The sequence below is a fragment of the Bradyrhizobium sp. RDI18 genome, from assembly GCF_043203335.1.
Lineage (GTDB): Bacteria > Pseudomonadota > Alphaproteobacteria > Rhizobiales > Xanthobacteraceae > Bradyrhizobium > Bradyrhizobium retamae.
Genome location: NZ_JBICRN010000008.1, coordinates 5,943,743 through 5,961,291, shown reverse-complemented (window position 1 = coordinate 5,961,291; position 17,549 = coordinate 5,943,743). Strand labels below are relative to the sequence as shown.

General features: G+C 64.2%; 15 protein-coding genes and 1 pseudogene. 8 read left to right on the top strand and 8 right to left on the bottom strand.

What is annotated here, in order from left to right; genetic code table 11:
• The first annotated feature begins 199 nt into the window (after positions 1 to 199).
• The 4 genes from cysD (at position 200) to ACFXS9_RS37740 (ending at position 5,594) form a co-directional block, all read left to right on the top strand.
• Complete coding sequence (gene cysD / locus ACFXS9_RS37755) at positions 200 to 994, top strand: sulfate adenylyltransferase subunit CysD (protein ID WP_028349295.1); 795 nt, start codon at positions 200 to 202, stop codon at positions 992 to 994.
• Between the two features lie 24 nt (positions 995 to 1,018).
• Positions 1,019 to 2,935 (top strand): adenylyl-sulfate kinase, encoded by a 1,917-nt coding sequence (gene cysC / locus ACFXS9_RS37750; protein WP_392698303.1) that lies wholly within the window; start codon positions 1,019 to 1,021, stop codon positions 2,933 to 2,935.
• A 200-nt stretch (positions 2,936 to 3,135) separates the two neighbouring features.
• Complete coding sequence (locus tag ACFXS9_RS37745; RefSeq protein WP_392698301.1) at positions 3,136 to 5,298, top strand: malate synthase G; 2,163 nt, start codon at positions 3,136 to 3,138, stop codon at positions 5,296 to 5,298.
• A 95-nt stretch (positions 5,299 to 5,393) separates the two neighbouring features.
• The gene (locus tag ACFXS9_RS37740) at positions 5,394 to 5,594 is read left to right on the top strand and encodes a CsbD family protein (RefSeq protein WP_028349298.1); all 201 of its coding nucleotides are present in this window, start codon (positions 5,394 to 5,396) and stop codon (positions 5,592 to 5,594) included.
• Between the two features lie 63 nt (positions 5,595 to 5,657).
• Here ACFXS9_RS37740 and ACFXS9_RS37735 read toward each other — a convergent pair whose 3' ends face one another.
• The gene (locus tag ACFXS9_RS37735; protein ID WP_141686784.1) at positions 5,658 to 5,813 is read right to left on the bottom strand and encodes a Thivi_2564 family membrane protein; all 156 of its coding nucleotides are present in this window, start codon (positions 5,811 to 5,813) and stop codon (positions 5,658 to 5,660) included.
• Positions 5,814 to 6,016: 203 nt separating this feature from the next.
• Between ACFXS9_RS37735 and ACFXS9_RS37730 the strand changes: the two are divergent.
• Positions 6,017 to 8,108: pseudogene (locus tag ACFXS9_RS37730) on the top strand (methyl-accepting chemotaxis protein).
• 40 nt (positions 8,109 to 8,148) lie between these two features.
• Here ACFXS9_RS37730 and ACFXS9_RS37725 read toward each other — a convergent pair.
• Entirely contained in the window at positions 8,149 to 8,787 is a 639-nt protein-coding gene (locus tag ACFXS9_RS37725) for a DUF2865 domain-containing protein (protein WP_392698299.1), read from the bottom strand.
• A 35-nt stretch (positions 8,788 to 8,822) separates the two neighbouring features.
• Positions 8,823 to 9,590, bottom strand: a complete 768-nt coding sequence (locus ACFXS9_RS37720) for a L,D-transpeptidase (protein ID WP_392698297.1) — start codon at positions 9,588 to 9,590, stop codon at positions 8,823 to 8,825.
• A gap of 263 nt (positions 9,591 to 9,853) precedes the next feature.
• Between ACFXS9_RS37720 and ACFXS9_RS37715 the strand changes: the two genes are divergently transcribed.
• The 3 genes from ACFXS9_RS37715 (at position 9,854) to ACFXS9_RS37705 (ending at position 11,981) form a co-directional block, all read left to right on the top strand.
• Complete coding sequence (locus ACFXS9_RS37715) at positions 9,854 to 10,987, top strand: AI-2E family transporter (RefSeq protein WP_392700225.1); 1,134 nt, start codon at positions 9,854 to 9,856, stop codon at positions 10,985 to 10,987.
• A gap of 66 nt (positions 10,988 to 11,053) precedes the next feature.
• On the top strand, positions 11,054 to 11,413 hold the full coding sequence (locus ACFXS9_RS37710; RefSeq protein WP_392698295.1) for a YqjD family protein: 360 nt from the start codon (positions 11,054 to 11,056) through the stop codon (positions 11,411 to 11,413).
• Between the two features lie 118 nt (positions 11,414 to 11,531).
• Positions 11,532 to 11,981: a hypothetical protein gene (locus ACFXS9_RS37705; protein WP_392698294.1), complete on the top strand. Its 450-nt coding sequence runs from the start codon at positions 11,532 to 11,534 to the stop codon at positions 11,979 to 11,981.
• Positions 11,982 to 12,328: 347 nt separating this feature from the next.
• Here the strand turns inward: ACFXS9_RS37705 and ACFXS9_RS37700 are convergent, their stop codons facing one another.
• The 5 genes from ACFXS9_RS37700 to ACFXS9_RS37680 form a co-directional block, all read right to left on the bottom strand.
• Positions 12,329 to 12,499: a hypothetical protein gene (locus ACFXS9_RS37700; protein ID WP_392698292.1), complete on the bottom strand. Its 171-nt coding sequence runs from the start codon at positions 12,497 to 12,499 to the stop codon at positions 12,329 to 12,331.
• Between the two features lie 475 nt (positions 12,500 to 12,974).
• Positions 12,975 to 14,249, bottom strand: a complete 1,275-nt coding sequence (locus ACFXS9_RS37695) for an MFS transporter (RefSeq protein WP_392698291.1) — start codon at positions 14,247 to 14,249, stop codon at positions 12,975 to 12,977.
• A gap of 435 nt (positions 14,250 to 14,684) precedes the next feature.
• Positions 14,685 to 15,296, bottom strand: a complete 612-nt coding sequence (locus ACFXS9_RS37690; RefSeq protein WP_392698289.1) for an NYN domain-containing protein — start codon at positions 15,294 to 15,296, stop codon at positions 14,685 to 14,687.
• Positions 15,297 to 15,592: 296 nt separating this feature from the next.
• On the bottom strand, positions 15,593 to 16,591 hold the full coding sequence (locus ACFXS9_RS37685) for a DUF808 domain-containing protein (RefSeq protein WP_392698288.1): 999 nt from the start codon (positions 16,589 to 16,591) through the stop codon (positions 15,593 to 15,595).
• Between the two features lie 131 nt (positions 16,592 to 16,722).
• Positions 16,723 to 17,529, bottom strand: a complete 807-nt coding sequence (locus ACFXS9_RS37680) for a response regulator (RefSeq protein ID WP_392698287.1) — start codon at positions 17,527 to 17,529, stop codon at positions 16,723 to 16,725.
• Positions 17,530 to 17,549 lie beyond the last annotated feature (20 nt).

The following is a 17,549-nucleotide window of genomic DNA, read 5'->3' as shown; positions in this document are numbered from 1 at the left end:
CTCGTTCAACGCCCGCAAAGAGAAAATTATTTCTTCTCTATTGCGTCGCAACTATAGAATTTTCGCCCTCCAAGGCCAAGGCCCAGAGATGCATCTTCTCAATCCCGACTCTACCAAAGACCGGCTGCGTGGCGCCGACCGCAAAAGCGGCGCCACCGTCGAACAAATTTTCACCGACGGGCGGCTGCCGCCGCCCTCGATGGATCATCTCGACGAGCTCGAGGCGCAGAGCATCTACATTCTGCGCGAGGCGTTCGCGCGGTTGAAAAAGCTCGCGCTGCTGTGGTCGCTCGGAAAAGATTCCAACGTGATGATCTGGCTGGCGCGCAAGGCCTTCTTCGGCCGCGTGCCGTTTCCGGCGCTTCACGTCGATACCGGCAAGAAATTTGCCGAGATGTACGCCTTCCGCGATCGCTTCGGAAAAGAGTGGGATCTCGATCTGAAGGTCGAACCCTGCCCGTCGATCGATGCCGTCGATCCAACGCTACCGCCGGCCGCACGTTCGGCCGCCCGCAAGACCGAAGGGCTGAAGTGGGCCTTGACCAAATATGGTTTCGACGGATTGATTGCCGGCATCCGCCGCGATGAGGAGGCCACGCGTGCCAAGGAGCGCGTGTTCTCGCCGCGCGGACTCGAAGGCGGCTGGGACGTGCGCGATCAGCCCCCGGAGTTCTGGGACCAGTTCAACGCTTCAGTGCCGCAGGGCGCGCATCTACGCGTCCATCCGATCCTGCATTGGACCGAGGCCGACATCTGGGCCTACACCAAGCGCGAAAACATTCCGATCATTCCGCTCTATCTCTCGAAGGACGGCAAGCGCTATCGCTCGCTGGGCGATCAGGACATCACCAATCCGGTAGCGTCGACCGCCTCCAGCATCGACGAGATCCTCGCAGAGCTCGACGGCACCAAGGTGCCGGAGCGCGCCGGCCGCGCGCTGGATCATGAAACCGAAGATGCTTTCGAGCGGCTGCGTGTCGCCGGCTATCTCTAACGGACATTTGCTGTGAGCGTTGCGATGAACATGATCCTGCCTGCCAGCGTTTCGGCAACACCGAACGGCACCACCCGCCCGCAAGTCCGCATCGTCATCGTCGGTCACGTCGATCACGGCAAATCCACGCTGGTCGGCCGCCTGCTGCACGAGACCGGCAGCCTGCCCGAAGGCAAGCTGGAGATGCTGCAAGCCGTCAGCGCACGGCGCGGCATGCCGTTCGAATGGTCGTTCCTGCTCGATGCGCTGCAGACCGAGCGCGACCAGGGCATCACCATCGACACCACGCAAATCCGCTTCCGCACCCGCTCGCGCGACGTCGTACTGATCGACGCGCCCGGCCATGCCGAATTCCTGCGCAACATGATCACCGGCGCCTCGCAGGCCGACGGTGCGGTGCTGATCATCGACGCGCTGGAGGGCGTGCGCGACCAGACCCGGCGGCACGGCTATCTGCTGCATCTGTTGGGCATCAAGCAGGTCGCGATCGTCGTCAACAAGATGGACCGCGTCGATTTCAGCGCGGATCGCTTCAAGGAGATCAGCGACGAAATTTCGGCGCATCTCATCGGCCTTGGCGTGACGCCCTCGGCCGTGATTCCGATTTCCGCACGCGACGGCGACGGCGTTGCGGAGCAGACGCCACGGATCGGCTGGTACCAGGGACCAACCGTCGTCGAAGCGCTCGACGCGCTCGAGCCGGCGCGGCCGCTGGAGCAACTGGCGCTGCGGCTGCCGGTGCAGGCGATCTACAAGTTCGATGACCGCCGCATTGTTGCGGGCCGCATCGAGTCCGGACATCTGAGTGCCGGCGATGAAATCGTCATCATGCCCGCCGGCAAGATCGCGAAGATCAAGACGGTGGAGAGCTGGCCGGTGACGCCGCTGAAGGGCAGTCATGGCGCCGGCCGTTCGGTCGGCATCACGCTCGACCGCGAATTGTTCATCGAGCGCGGCGATGTCATCGCCCATGCGGGAGCTACCCCGCGCGACACGCGGCGGATTCGCGCGCGCATTTTCTGGCTGCACGACAAGCCGCTGTCGAAGGGCGACCAGATCCTGATCCGCCTCGGCACGCGGGAAACCCGCGCCAGCGTGGTAGCGATCGAGAAGGCGGTCGATCCCGGTGAACTCTCCAACGAGGAGACCACGGCGATCGCGCGCAATCATGTCGGCGAAATCGACATTTCGCTGGCGCAGCCGATCGCAGCAGATCCCTATCAGGAAAATTCGCGCACCGGTCGGCTGGTAATCGAGGTCAATGGCCGCATCGCCGGCGGCGGCCTCGTGCTGTCGGTCGACGCCGGACAGCGCGCCGTTCCGATCGACATTGTGCCGGTGGAATCCGCATTGCGCCCCGAAGAGCGCTCGGCGCGCTACCGCCACAACGGCGCGGTGATCTGGCTGACCGGCTTGCCGGGTTCGGGCAAATCGACACTGGCGCGCGCACTCGAGCGACGGCTGTTTTCGCGCGGCGGTTCGCCCATCCTGCTCGATGGCGACACACTGCGCGCCGGCCTCAACGGCGATCTCGGCTTCTCGGCCCAGGACCGCACCGAAAACATCCGCCGGCTGGCGGAAGTTGCGACCCATCTGGCGCGCAATGGGCACATTGCCGTCGTCGCGGCGGTCTCGCCGTCGGCGGACGATCGCGCAGCCGCGCGCCGCATCGCCGACACTTCGTTCCGTGAGATCTACGTCGCGACGCCCGCCGAAGTCTGCGAGAGCCGCGACCCCAAAGGCCACTACGCCAAGGCGCGCGCCGGCACGCTGCAGGCTTTCACCGGCATCGGCAACGACTACCAACCGCCCGCCCAGGCGGAGCTGCGCATCGACACCTCTGCGCGCACGGTTTCGGACGCAACCGACGAGATCGAGCGAATGCTGGCGGAGACCGGCATTCTGTTCGACGAACTGGTGGATCTGGCCGCGAATATCTAAAAGCGTTTCGAGCGAAGTGGGCACCGGTTCGCGTCAAGAAAACGCGTCCAAATAAGGCCTTCCACTTCCTTTTGGGGCCTTCTCATCGACCCGGCTTTAGGGCTAAAAGGGCGGCCAATGCCGCCCCTTTGGCGCGTTTCTTGCTGTTTTCGTCTGAAAACCAGCCATTGAACGCCAGTTTTACCCGAGAAAGCCCCGTCATGAATCGTGTCGATGCCCACGGATTGAAGATCGCCCCTGTCCTGTTCGACTTCATCGCCAAGGAGGCGACCCCCAAGACCGGGATTTCGCCCGATGCATTCTGGGCCGGCGTCGCCGCCATCGTCAAAAAGCTCGGGCCGAAAAATCGCGAGCTGCTCGCGCTCCGCGATGCGCTGCAGGTCAAGATCGACGGCTGGCATCGCGCCAACAAGGGCAAGGCGTTCGACATGAACGCCTATACGGCGTTCCTGAAGGAGATCGGTTATCTCCTGCCCGAGCCGGCCACGCAAAAGGTCGAGACATCGGATGTCGACGAGGAGATCGGCAAGATCTGTGGACCGCAGCTCGTCGTTCCCCTGACCAATGCCCGCTACGCGCTGAACGCGGCGAATGCGCGCTGGGGCTCGCTCTATGACGCCTTCTACGGCACCGATGCGATTCCGCATGATCCGAGCGAAAGCGGCAAGGGCTACAACAAGGCACGCGGCGACAAGGTGATCGCCAAGGCCAAAGCCTTCCTCGATGCCGCCGCGCCGCTCGCGACCGGCAGCCACACCGATGTGACGTCGTACAGCGTGATCGCCGGCCAGCTTGCGGTGAAACTGAAGAGCGGCAACGCCACCGCGCTAAAATCTGCGTCGCAATTCGCCGGCTACCAGGGCGACGCCGCTCAGCCTTCCGCGGTCCTGCTCGTCAACAATGGCATGCACGTCGAAGTGAAGATCAACCGCAATCATTCGATCGGCAAGGACGATCCGGCCGGCGTCGCCGACATGATTCTGGAATCGGCGGTTTCCACCATTCTCGACATGGAAGACTCGGTTGCCGCGGTCGACGCCGAAGACAAGGTGCTGGTCTATCGCAACACGCTCGGCCTGATGAACGGCACGCTTTCGGCCGACTTCGAAAAGGGCGGCAAGACGGTCCAACGATCTCTCAACCCTGACCGCGTCTACAAGACGCCCGACGGCAAGGAGCTGACGCTGCACGGACGCAGCCTGCTGCTGATGCGCAATGTCGGCCATCACATGTTCACCGACGCCGTGCTCGATGAAAAGGGCGAAGAGATTCCGGAAGGCCTGCTCGACGCGGCCGTCGCCGGCCTGCTCGCAATCCACGACCTCAAGGGCAATTCCAAAACGAAGAACAGTCGCACCGGCTCGGTCTACATCGTCAAGCCGAAGATGCACGGCCCCGACGAAGTTGCGCTGACCTGCGAACTGTTCGGCGAGGTGGAAAAGCTGCTCGGACTGCCCGAGAACACCATGAAGGTCGGCATCATGGACGAGGAGCGTCGCACCACGGTGAACCTGAAGGCCTGCATCCAGAACGCCTCGAAGCGCATCTGCTTCATCAACACCGGCTTCCTCGACCGCACCGGCGACGAGATTCACACGTCGATGGAAGCGGGTCCGATGATCCGCAAGAACGACATGAAGGCGCAGCCCTGGATCAAGGCCTATGAGGACTGGAACGTCGACATGGGCCTGATCGACGGCCTGCCCGGCCATGCCCAGATCGGCAAGGGCATGTGGGCGGCACCCGACAAGATGGCCGACATGCTCAGCCAGAAGCTTGGCCATCCACAGGCCGGCGCGACTACCGCGTGGGTGCCCTCGCCGACGGCGGCCACGCTGCACGCGCTGCATTATCACCAGGTCAACGTGATCGCGCGACAGGAAGAACTCGCCAAGGGCGGCCAGCGCGCAAAACTCTCCGACATCCTCACCATTCCGGTTTCGCAGTCGAACTGGGCGCCCGATGACGTGAAGCAGGAGATCGACAACAACTGTCAGGGCATCCTCGGCTATGTCGTGCGCTGGATCGACCAGGGCGTCGGCTGCTCCAAGGTGCCCGACATCCATGATGTCGGCCTGATGGAAGACCGCGCGACGTTGCGGATTTCCAGCCAGCATCTGGCGAATTGGCTGGCGCATGGCGTCGTCAGCAAGGATCAGGTGATGGAATCGCTGAAACGCATGGCCGTCGTAGTGGACAAGCAGAATGCCGGTGACCCGCTCTACAAGCCGATGGCGCCTTCGTTCGATGGCGTTGCCTTCCAGGCCGCCTGCGATCTCGTCTTCAAGGGCCGCGAGCAGCCGAACGGCTACACCGAATACATCCTCACCGCGCGCCGCCGCGAGGCAAAGGCGGCGGGCTGAGCCCGCCGCGACACGTCACGATGCCGCATTGGTTCTAGCGGAACGCCTGAGCTTTTTGTCCGTTGATCGCCATATCAACTGAGGAGGAGATGGCGATGGATTGGAACAGGGTTGAAGGCAACTGGAAACAGTTCAAGGGCTCTGCCAAGGAGAAGTGGGGCAAGCTTACCGATGACGATTTGAACGTCATCGAGGGCCGCCGCGAACAACTCGAAGGCAAGCTGCAGCAGCGCTACGGCTTCGCCAAGGACCAGATCCGCAAGGACGTGGATGACTGGTTCAGGACCTTGAAATAGGAACACGCTTTCGAGCGAAAAAGCCCCGGCCCACGCCGGGGCTTTTTTCGTTGGTGGCTGCGGCTAAATCACCGCGATGTATCTCAACAGCGAGATCACGCCCAGAATGATCACCACGACGCGGGCGATCTGCTTGGCGCGGCCGTCGATCGGCAGGAGGTTGATGAGATAGAGGACGAGGATAACGACCAGGAACGTGATGAGTATACTGACAAGCATGCGAAGCCCCCTCGACGTTGGCCGGAAAATGCGCTGGTAGTGTTTTGTTAACGTGAACAGGCGCCGCGGGTTCCACGTCACGGAACCGAGCCCGTTTGGAAAATTGCAGTCATTTCAAGAATCCTCGTAGTACTACGCGGCTCTCACTCGACAAGTATTTACCGTTTGCCCTCCAAATGGCCACGACGCCTCGGGGGAGCATCATGTTGAACCGTCTGACCGTATCCGCGCTGCTGAAAGCCGTCATCCTCGTCACCTCCTTCTGCGTGGTGGTTGGATTTTCGCTTAGCGCCTGGGACTCCTGGGGCCGCTTGCAGGTGGCGAGCCGCATTGCGGTCATCGCCGACGCCTCCGCAAACATGTTCAAAGCGATGCACAATCTGCGCACCGATCGCTCCACGACCAACCGGCTCTTGAATTCCGATGCGCCGATGGATGCCGATATCGAGAAGTACCTGCGCAACATCCGCGACACCGAAATGCCGGCGATGGGCAATGCGCTCGGCCTGCTCGGCAGCCTGGAGTTCGCGCAGCGCCAGACGCTGGTCCCCGAGTTCGACCGCCTCTACAAGACGATGACCGTGCTACAGAAGGAGTTCTGGGAAGCCGTGGCCAAGCCGAAGGCCGCGCGCCGACCCGAGCTGGCCAAGGAGTATAACTGCCGCCAGCGCAATGCTGGAGACGCTGGACAAGCTGTCCGGGGCGCTGGGTGCGGCCGTCAATCACCAGGACGCAACCATCGACCAGTTGCTGGCGATCAAGCAGATCGCCTGGCTGTTGCGCAACACCGCCGGCGAAGCCTCGCTGATCGTCTCGAACGGGCTCAACACCGGCAAGGTCGCGCCCGAGATGAGGCTCGCCTATACGAAATACAGCGGCGGCATCGACGCCGCCTGGAGCGCGCTGGAATTGACCGCAGCGGGGATGCAGTTGCCCCCGGCGATCTCGAGCGCCATGGCTGCAACCAAAACCGCCTATTTCGAACCGCAATATCTCGCTCTGCGCGACCGGCTGCTGACGCAGGTTGCGGCCGGCGAGAAGTCGGAACTGACCGCCAACCAGTGGACCCCGGTCACGGTCGGGCGTCTCGCTGCCGCCGTCGCCGTGGCCGAGGCCGCGCTTGACGCCGCCAAGGATCACGCCGCGCACCTGCGCGCCACCGCCCAACGCTCGCTGACGATGCAGCTCGCATTGCTGACCGGCGCGCTGGCGCTGGCGTTCGGCGCCATGGCGATCGTTACCCGCCGCGTCATCAAGCCGCTGCACGCCATGAGCGACGCCATGCTGAAAGTCGCCGCCGGCGACCTCGGCGTCGATACCGGCTATGCCGCGCGCCACGACGAAATCGGCGCGCTGGCCGGCGCACTGGAGACGTTCAAGCAGCAGGCCGCCGACAAGGCGCGGATCGAGGCGCAGGAGCGCGAGCGCAACGCCGGCGCGATGGCGCGGCAGCAGGCGATAGAGAGCTATGTCGGCGAGTTCGAGGGCATGGTGCGCGAGACGCTAACCCAGCTCGGCGATGCTTCCGGCCAGATGCGGACCACCTCGACCGGCCTCTCGGCGATTTCGCGCCAGACCAACGAGCGCGTCCAGGTCGCCGAGAAGGCCTCCGGCGACGCCTCGATTAGCGTCGAGACGGTCGCTGCGGCTTCCGAAGAGCTCAGCGCCTCGATCAACGACATCAGCCAGCAGGCGGCGCACGCCGCCAGCATCGCCAGCCGCGCGGTCGGCCAGGCGCGCAATACCGACGGCACCGTTCAGGGGCTGGCGCAATCGGCAGGGCGGATCGGCGAAGTCGTCGGCCTGATCAATACCATTGCCGCGCAGACCAACCTGTTGGCACTCAACGCCACCATCGAGGCCGCGCGCGCCGGCGAGGCCGGCCGCGGCTCTGCGGTGGTCGCCTCCGAGGTCAAGTCGCTGGCGAGCCAGACCGCAAAGGCGACCGAGGAGATTTCCGAGCAGATCTCGGACATCCAGCGGGTGGCCGGCGAAGCCATCGACGCCATCAAGGGCATCGGCAGCATCATCGGCGAGGTCAACGAGGTCGCGACCGCGATTGCCGCCGCCGTGCAGCAACAGGGTGCCGCGACGCAGGAGATCACGCGCAGCACCCAGTTTGCCGCGCAGGGCACCAAGAACGTGTCCGACAACATCACCGGCGTGAAGGCCGATGCCGACGCGGCAGCGGCCGCCGCGGAGAACGTCAAGCAGGCTTCGCAGACGCTGGAGACGCAGAGCCAGCAACTCGGCAATCAGGTCACCGCGTTCCTCGGCAAAATCCGCGCGGCTTAGTTCACCTCCACTCGTCATGCCCGGGCATGACAACCGGCGATCACTCCCGCGCCACCACGGGCACCCGCCCATACTTGGCGCGGGCCTTGCCGGAGGCGGGTGAGAAGTTCAGCTCAGTGCCGCGCCTGTCGCCGCTGCGGCCTGCGACCAATAGCCCGTTCTCGCCGGCGACGATGTCGCCCTTGCGCAGCGTCGGGTCGTCCTCGATCTTGACCTGTGCCAGCCCGACCTGGTCCTTGCCGTTGCAGGTGCAGCCGCCGACGAGTTCGTTGCGATAACGGAACGCGTTCGGCAATTCCGAATAGGCCTTTCCGTTCTCGGCGGCCGCGTCGTCGATGCTGCTGCCGTAGAACACCTTGGTCTCGCTCGCCGGGCATAGCTTGTTGCAGGAGGTCCCCCGGCTTGCGTTGTCGGACGCTGTGAGCGGGAAGTAGCGCCCGTCGCAGGTCCGCACGCAATAGGCCTGGCCGCCGCCGTAACGGGTGCGCCCCTCGCCGCGCGGCGCATATACCTGGCCGTCGTCATTGGGAAACGGCATCTGGATAGTGGGCTGGTGGCGCGGGCGGGCGAATCCGCCGAATAGTTGCGAGAAGAAGTCCTGCGCCTGCGCGGCAGGGGCCAGCGCCGACGCGCACGCCAGCGCGGCTGCTCCCCATACCGCCAGTTTTCCCGATCGCATCAACGCACTCCTCTCACGCAATACCAGGCATCACTTCAGTTGAGCTGCGGCGTCAGGTTCATCGCCTGGCGGCCCGACGGAGCGGCGGCGACCGGACGCGGATGCGCCGTGGCCGGACGCGCCGTGATGCCGGTCCTGGGATCCCCGCCGCGCGCCATGACCGGCGCGTTCTTCGGCAGCACCACGACCCTGGTGCCGACATCGACGCGGTTGAACAGATCGATGACGTCCTCATTGAGCAGGCGGATGCAGCCGGACGAGACGAATTTCCCGATCGTCGACGGATCGTTGGTGCCGTGGATGCGGTACTGGCTGGTGCCGAGATACATCGCCCGCGCGCCGAGCGGATTGCCGGGACCGCCGGCCATGAAGCGCGGCAGATAGGGCTGGCGCGCGATCATCTGGCTAGGTGGATGCCAATCCGGCCATTCCGCCTTGCGGCTGATGGTCTGCACCCCGGCCCAGGTAAAGCCTTCGCGGCCAACGCCGACGCCGTACCTGATGGCCCGGCCCTGGCCGAGCACGTAATAGAGCGTGGTGTTGCCGGTATCGATGACGATGGTGCCCGGCGCCTCGGTCGTGCCGAAGGGGACAACGGCCCGGCGAAGCCGTTCGGGCGTCGCGCCCTCGTCGGAGGCAATCACCTCATCGGCGGGATAGCCAGTCGGCTGGGTGGACGCGTAGCCGAGCGTCTGCGCGCTCGCAGCGCTCGAGAGTGCCGACGGCGTCAGCAAGACGGCGGCAACGACGACAAATGCGCTCGCCACGCGCGACGAAGGCCGGCGATCGGAGGAGTGTGTCATTGGACCTGCCCCGTGGGATTGTGCATCGCTAACGCGGCCACAAGCCGGCGGTTCCGAACCGCCGGTGTCGCGTCGCATCACGTCAAGTGCGACACCGCTCACGCCTGCGCGATTGGAACTCGCACCTTCGCGTCACGTTATGGTCGCAGTCCGGTTCGCGACGTCGCTTCTGCCGTGTCACCGCCGCTTCGGGCGAGGGGAAAGCCATTGTGAGCGACATTCCCACCAAGCCTTCGCCCACCAAGCCTTCGCCCGCCAAGCCTTTGGCCGCCAAATCCCCGCCGACAAAGCCGTTGCCCGGTGAACGCCAGCTTCCCCGCGAGGAGGAAGGCACGCCGGTCCCCGAGAGCAAGCTCGATTTGCCGCCGGTCATCCGCCGCACGGAAGTAGTTGTGATCTGCCTCGTGGGCCTTCTGATCATCTGCATCATCACCGGCCTCTATCTCGCCAAGGCGTTCTTTCTGCCGATCACGCTGGCTTTCATCGTCGGCACCATGCTGTCGCCGGCCGCCAGCTTCCTGGAACGCTACCGCATTCCGCGCGCGGTCGCCGCGGTGCTGATCGTGGCGGCCGCCAGCGCCGCGACCGCTTTCATGGTCGGCCTGATCGCCTCGCCCGCGATCGAATGGAGCGGCAAGCTTCCGGAGTTGGGAGCACTTTTGAAGGACAAGCTGCACGTGTTCGACCGGCCGCTCGCGCAGTGGCAGGAGCTGCAGAGCATGCTCGGCGGGCCCGATACGCTGACGACATTTCATCTGCCCAAGACTGACTGGGTGCAGCCGACGCTGGAATTCCTGACGCCGACGTTTGCCGAATTCCTGCTGTTCATCGCAACGCTGATCCTGTTCATCGCGAGCTGGCGGGACCTGCGCCGGGCCCTGATCCTGAATTTCGGCGAGCGGGCGTGGCGGCTGCGGACGCTGCGGATCCTCAACGAGATCGAGGAGCATCTGGGCAACTATCTGTTGGTGGTGACCACCATCAATGCCGGCGTCGGCATCGCCACCGGGCTGATCTGCGCGGTCACGGGCATGCCCAACCCGGCCAGTCTCGGCGCACTGGCGGCGATCCTGAATTTCATTCCGATCATCGGCCCGGTGGCGATGTTTGCCGTGCTGGTCGTGGTCGGCCTTGTCGCATTCCCGACCATCGGCGCCGGGCTGCTGGCGCCGGCCATGTTTGCCGTGATGACTTTCCTGGAAGGCCATTTCCTGACACCGACGATCGTCGGCCGCCGGCTGGCGCTGAACGCGCTTGCAGTATTCCTGGCGGTGGCGTTCTGGACCTGGCTGTGGGGCCCGATGGGCGCGTTCCTGTCGTCGCCGCTTCTGATCGTCGCGCTGATCGTGAAGGAGCACCTGATGCCGCCGGCTTCGCCGCAACTGCCGGAGGACTAGGGCGAGGAACTTCCCATTCGGCGGAGCGTTTGTTCCGCGAATGAACTCAGTACCAGGGAGCTTTCGATGTCTGACGCCGCAATGAAGAATCTGACGGACAAAGCGACCTACGAGCGCCTGCAGAAGGACGTGGCCGCTGTGAAAAACGATATCGCGGCCCTGACCGAGCAGATAACCGACGCGCTGAGCAGTTTTGCCGGCACCGCCGGCAAGCAGGCGCGGCATGGCTACAGGCAGGCGCGCGCCAATGCAGAACAGGTGGTCGACGACGTCTCGGAGCGCGGCAGCGCGATGATGGACGCAGCCCAGGACGCCGCCTCCTCGATCGAGGAGACGCTGGAAGACGCCATCACGCAGCGTCCGCTGGCAACCGTCGCCGTGGCGCTGGGGATCGGCTTTCTGATCGGTGTGGCGTGGCGTAGGTAGGTTTGGCGACGGATCGCGTGCGCTGGGCAGCCATGCCTTGCATCGCCTCTTGCATTCCCGTGGCGACAGAGCGCTGCGGCGTGTTTCGTTGACGCGGTTTTCAGATTGAGGCGTAGCCATGTTTCAGCGACTGATCGACGATGTCAAGGAATCGACCGGCACCGCGTTGCGGCTGACTTCGCTGGCGGCAGCGGCGGCGATGGCATTGCTGATCACGGCGGCCTTTCTGTGCGCAGCGGCCTTCGTGTTCGTGCTGGAGCGCTACGGTCCCGTGCAGGCGTGCCTCACCGGTGCCGCTATCTTCTTCGTGGTCGCGCTCATCGCGGCCGGCTGGTACATGGTGCGCAAGAAGCAGATCGAGGCGCGCGCCAAACAGGCGGCGAAGGCGAAATCCACCGCACAGGCCGTGCTGTCCGATCCGGTGCTGGTCGCGACCGGCATCCAGGTGATCCGCGCCATCGGCGTCAAGAAGCTGATCCCGATTCTCGCAATCGGCGGACTGGCGCTGGGATTTCTTGCGAGCCGCGCCAACGCCAGCAGCGGCGAGAGCGAAGCGCCGGCGGAGTAGGCAAGTTCGCGCGTCGTGAGATAACGAAGTTGTCGTTCCGCGCGCATGCCGATCCAGCACGCAGCGGCCCATCCACGTTATTGCGAGCGCAGCGAAGCAATCTATTCTTTCTTTATGCGACGGCATGGATTGCTTCTTATGCGACGGCATGGATTGCTTCGCTATGCTCGCAATGACGTGAGAATAGCGACGCAGCTTGCACGCCAGGCAAATCAGTCGCCGGTCTCGTAGGGTGGGCGAAGCGGAAGCGTGCCCACCATCGCGAAGCGTGCTCGATGATAGATGGTGGGCACGGCGCTATCGCGCCTTTGCCCACCCTACTCCGCTACGATGGCTCGCGCCGTGGATCAGGTTACGCAGCGGCCGGGCTGGAGCAGTTTTGCGACTTCGGTCAGCACGCTGACCGGCGGCTCGCAGGCGATCGTTGTCTTCGATTTGCCGGGCTTGTTGTCTGGCTTGGCCGGTGGCGTCGGGCGGTTCCGCGCCTCCTCTTGAACCACGGGAACACGTACCACCACGGAAGTGTCCTCGAGGCCGACGGTCCGGATCGTAATTGTCTCGGTCTGGCCCGCCCCGGCTTTAACGGCCGCGCGGTCGGCCTTGGTGGCACGGTTGATGTCTGCCCCGCGGTTGATGTCTGTTCCGGGTGAGGTCGCGGCGAGTTTCAGCCGGCTGGCGAGGTCGTGACCGGAAGCAAACTGAACGGCGCCAAACGTGGCGAAGACGGCAAGAAGGGCAAAAAGTTGCTTTGAAAATCTGTGACATGGCTCTGTGTCCCTCGCCCCATGGCGATCACGAACACAACCCGAACCGAGTAGCCGTAGGTCCGGTGCTTATCGATCACTTAACCGTGTACGAAAAATATTTGCGGCACCATGGAACGACTCCGGGGGGCTCGGAGTCATCCCGGCAGCCGGTTATTCCCCCTGCCCCATTGACCGGCGACGTAGGGCGCGACCGTGGTGATGCCGGTCGCGCCCTGCTTTTTTGTAACTACCGCCCCGCCGCCTTCATCTCCTCACTCGGCTTCACATCCTGCGATCTGCTGTAGATCGCAACCGCGACGATCAGCACCAGCGTCAGCGTGCCGAACAGCGCGCGATAAGCCTCTTCAGTGCGCGCGCCGCTGGCCAGCGGCTCGAAAGCGCCGATGATGATGCCGGAGAGCGTCTGCATGCAAGCGACGCCAAGCATCACTGAGGTGTTCATGGTCGAGATGCCGCGGCCGATCAGGCGGTCGGGGAAGATGCCGCGGCCGTGGGTCATCACCATGGTGCTGGAGGCGGAGAAGAAGCCCATGACGACGATGACGCCGACCGGCAGCCAGGCGGGCGGGTGGGCGAACAGCGCCAGAATCGCAAGCAGCAAAATGATCGCCGAGGTGCCGCCGATCGCGATCCATTTGCGGGTGTCGAGCCGGCGGTCGAGCGGGCCGAAGGCGAGCATGCCGGCCTGGTAGGCGATCACGGCGCAGAGCAGGACATTGCCGGCCGCGATCGGACTCAGGCCATGCACCTCGCGCAGGAACGCGCCGCCCCACAGCCCCTGCACGGTGAAGGTGCAGGCATAGTTGCAGAAGTTCAGCGCCAGGATCGGCTTCAGGCGCGGGTTGCGCAGCACCTCGATCAGGCCTTTCAGCATCTCGCCGGGCGGCTCCGCCTTTCGGCTCAGGAAGGGATGGCCGGGCGGCGCGTCGCGCACCACCAGAAAGATCGCGACCGTGGCGAGCGCGGTGAACACGACGACGGCGCCGAACACCGGACGCCAGCCGACCGCCTCCGATGCCCAGGCGAGCGGCGTGGTGGCGGCGAGGTTACCGAGCAGGCCGATCGACAGCACGAGCGCCGTCAGCGTGGAGAAACGATCCGGCGGAAACCAGCGCGAGATCACCACCATGCTGCCGATCAGCATCACGCCGCAGCCGGCCCCCATCAGCGCGCGGCCGGTGAGCAGCACCGGCCAGCTCGGCGCCAGCGTGAACATCGCGCCGCCGATGCAGGCCACGATCAGCATGCCGACCACGGTATAGCGCGGCCCGAAACGGTCGAAGAAGAAGCCGCATGGGATCTGCATCGCGGCGAAGCCGAAGAAGAACGCGCCGGTCAGCGCCCCCAGCGCTTCCGGCCCGATGGCGAGATCGCGCATCAGATCGAGGCCGATGGTGACGTTGGAGGCGCGGAAAAAATGGCTGGCGACATAGGCGGTCGCCAAGGTCGCAACGATGATGAGGCCCCGGCGGTGGGGGAAAGGCCGCTCGGCGGACTGCATCGCTGAAGGGACGTTTCCGTTTGTTTTCTTGTGGCAACGAGCCTATGCGGGCGCGGTTCAACAAGCAATCGATCCGATTGCTAGCCTCTATGTCAGTGCGCGCATGGCTCTTGCTGAAAAAATCCGGCGCGCTGGTGGCGCGCCGGATAGTCCGACCAGCTTTCACATCGAAGCTGGTGGCCCTAGCCAGGGGGAGGTGCCTGGCCGAGAACACGGTAACGCCGGCGATCGCCGATCCCAGCGTGTGGAACTCGGGGATCGGCGACGTGTCAGGAGAAGCAATCATACCGCCGGGCTGACAAGCCGGAGGTGAACTGCTTCACAGACCGCGCGCAGAAAAAGACAGGCCGTGCAGCGGGCGCGCCGAATCCATTCCAACTCTACGCAACAACAACTGGGATCAGTCCGCGGCCTGCGGAACCGACCAATCAGAAATCATTCCGCAATGCTACCGCCATTGATCGCTCCGCGCGTCGCGAACGGCGGCAATTGCTGGCGGATGTCGCGTGCCGGCGGCCGCTCGGACGGATCGCGCCCGATCGTTGCCCTCAATTCCGCAAGATCGAGAAAAGCGTCGGCCTGCCGCCGCAGTTCGTCAGCCACCATCGGAGGCTGGCTGGTCAGGGTCGAGACGACGGTAACGTGCACGCCGCGGCGCTGTACCGCCTCCAGCAACGGGCGAAAATCCCCATCGCCGGAGAACAGAAACATCCTGTCGATACGCTCGGCGAGCTCCATCGCATTGACGGCAAGCTCGACATGCATGCTGCCCTTCACCTTGCGGCGGCCGCTGGCGTCAGTGAATTCCTTGGAGAGCTTGGTGACGACGGTGTAGCCGTTATAATCGAGCCAATCGACAAGGGGACGGATGGATGTATATTCCTGATCCTCGATAATGGTGGTGTAGTAGAATGCGCGCAATAACGCGCCACGGCCCTGGAACTCCTTAAGCAGACGCCGGTAGTCGATATCGAAACCGAGCGTCCTGGCGGTCGCGTATAGATTGGCGCCATCGATAAAGAGCGCGATTCTGTCGGACGGCATCATCAGACAAGCCTCTCATTTAAGGGGACGCCGATCGAGCGAGCATTCGCTAAAGGCTTGCCCGCACGCTGCTACGGTACCGAAGCTGACCGAGGTGACGAGGCAGGTGGCGCCGACGACCGGGAGGAACAATCGCGCGCTGCGCCAGTAATTCAATCGATACGCATCCTGCCTCGACACGCCAACGTTAAGGTGCATGCGCGCCGAGCTCAATTGTACCGAGGTAAGCCGCCGGTATCGAAACGGATGGACCGGCTATACGAAGGTTTAACGTCTCCCGCCCGCAAACAGGCGGCTCTTCACTGAGCCGGCCTATTCTGACGGCGTTGCAGGAGATGCTTCAGCCGTCTCCACGCCGGCGCGAGGACAAATCCGACGACCGGAATCGAGGCGGCGCCGATCAGTAATCCGATGACACCGGAGATGGCGGCCTCAACCACCCATTCGAGAATCGCGGCGACGGGCGGCACCGTGTGCGCCGCAGCCTCCGCCGCCGCCTTGACGGCGTGTTCGATCGCAGGCGGGCCGTTGACCTCGAGGCCATGCAGGATGATGCCGCCGCCCACCCAGATCATGGCGGCGGTGCCGACGACGCTGAGGATTTTCAGCAGCACAGGCATGCTGCGAACAATGCCGCGTCCGAGCGCGCGGCCAACAGCCGAGGCGCGGTCGCTCCGCGCCAGACCCACGCCGACATCGTCGGCCTTCACGATCAGCGCGACCACGCCATACACGGCGACGGTGATTCCGATCGCCACGACCGCCAACACGAGCGCCTGCTTCCAAATGCTCCCCGCTGGGAGCGCCGCCAGCGTGATAGCCATGATCTCGGCCGAGAGGATGAAATCGGTCTTGATCGCGCTTGCGACCTTCTCGTCTTCGACCGACTGAGCGTTCAACGCCACCGAGCCGAGCTGGGCCTCATGCTGGTGCGCCTGATGAGGCATGACCGCTTCGAGTACCTTCTCCACCCCCTCGTAGCAAAGATAGACGCCGCCCAGCATCAGCAGCGGCGTGATCGTCCAGGGGAGGAAGTAGCTCAGCACCAAGGCGGCCGGCAACAGAATCAACAGCTTGTTGCGCAGCGATCCTGCGGCGATCCTGCCCACAATGGGAAGCTCGCGCTTCGGCTCGAACCCGATCACGTAACCAGGCGTGACAGCGGTATCGTCGATCACGACGCCTGCGGCCTTCGCGCCCGCCCTGGCGGCCTGGCTGGCGACGTCATCGAGGGAGGCTGCAGCCACCTTCGCTATACCAGCGACATCGTCGAGAAGGCCGATCAGCCCGATACTCATCGATTTCCAACCCGCAGCATTTGATTCGCCGCCCCAAGCCTTACGGTTCAAGCCTTGCGGTTTATGACCGCAAAAAATCCGGCGCGCTAGTTGAGCGCGCCGGATCATTATTATTCGCTACAAGACTCCCGTCAGCCGGTGGCTGCGCGCGGGCTGCGATTGCGCGAGTTGCGCTGGAAGAACAGCGCCTGGCTCGCGACCGCCGAAACCATTGCGGGCTGGAACGGTTTTGAGATCAGGAACGCCGGCTCGGGGCGTTCGCCGGTCAGGAAGCGCTCGGGGTAAGCGGTGATGAACACCACCGGCACCTCGAACGCGCGCAGCAATTCGTTGACCGCATCCAGGCCCGACGAGCCGTCGGCGAGCTGGATGTCGGCGAGGATCAGGCCGGGCTTCTTGTTCTTGGCCAGCGCGACCGCGTCGGCATGGGTGCGGGCGACGCCGATGACGTTGTGACCGAGGTTCTTCACGAGGCTCTCGAGGTCCATCGCGATGAAGGTCTCATCCTCGATGATGAGGACGTCGGTGGCGATTTCGGCCGCCATCTCGCGGCCGGCAGCATCCGTCAACTGCCGGGTCTCGGCGATGTCGGTATTGAGAATGAACGCCACCTCTTCCTCGGAGAAGCCTTCGAGCGACAGCAAGAGGAACGCCTGCCGCGGCAGCGGCGTGATGTTCGACAGCCGCCGCTCCGGCGGCAGCGCCAACGTCGCGACATCAGGATTGTCGTTGAGCGAGACCGAATTCCAGATCTGGGTGAACAGCTTGAACAGCCCGGCGCGCGGGCCGAACCGTTCATCCAGCAGCGAGCCATCCTGCAGCAGGGCCTCCAGCATGGCGGCCACATAGGCATCGCCCGAGGCCTGGTTTCCGGTGAGCGCACGGGCATAGCGCCGCAACAGCGGCAGATGTTCAGCAACGAGCTGTGATCGGGACATCCCCATTCATCCTTGTCTAG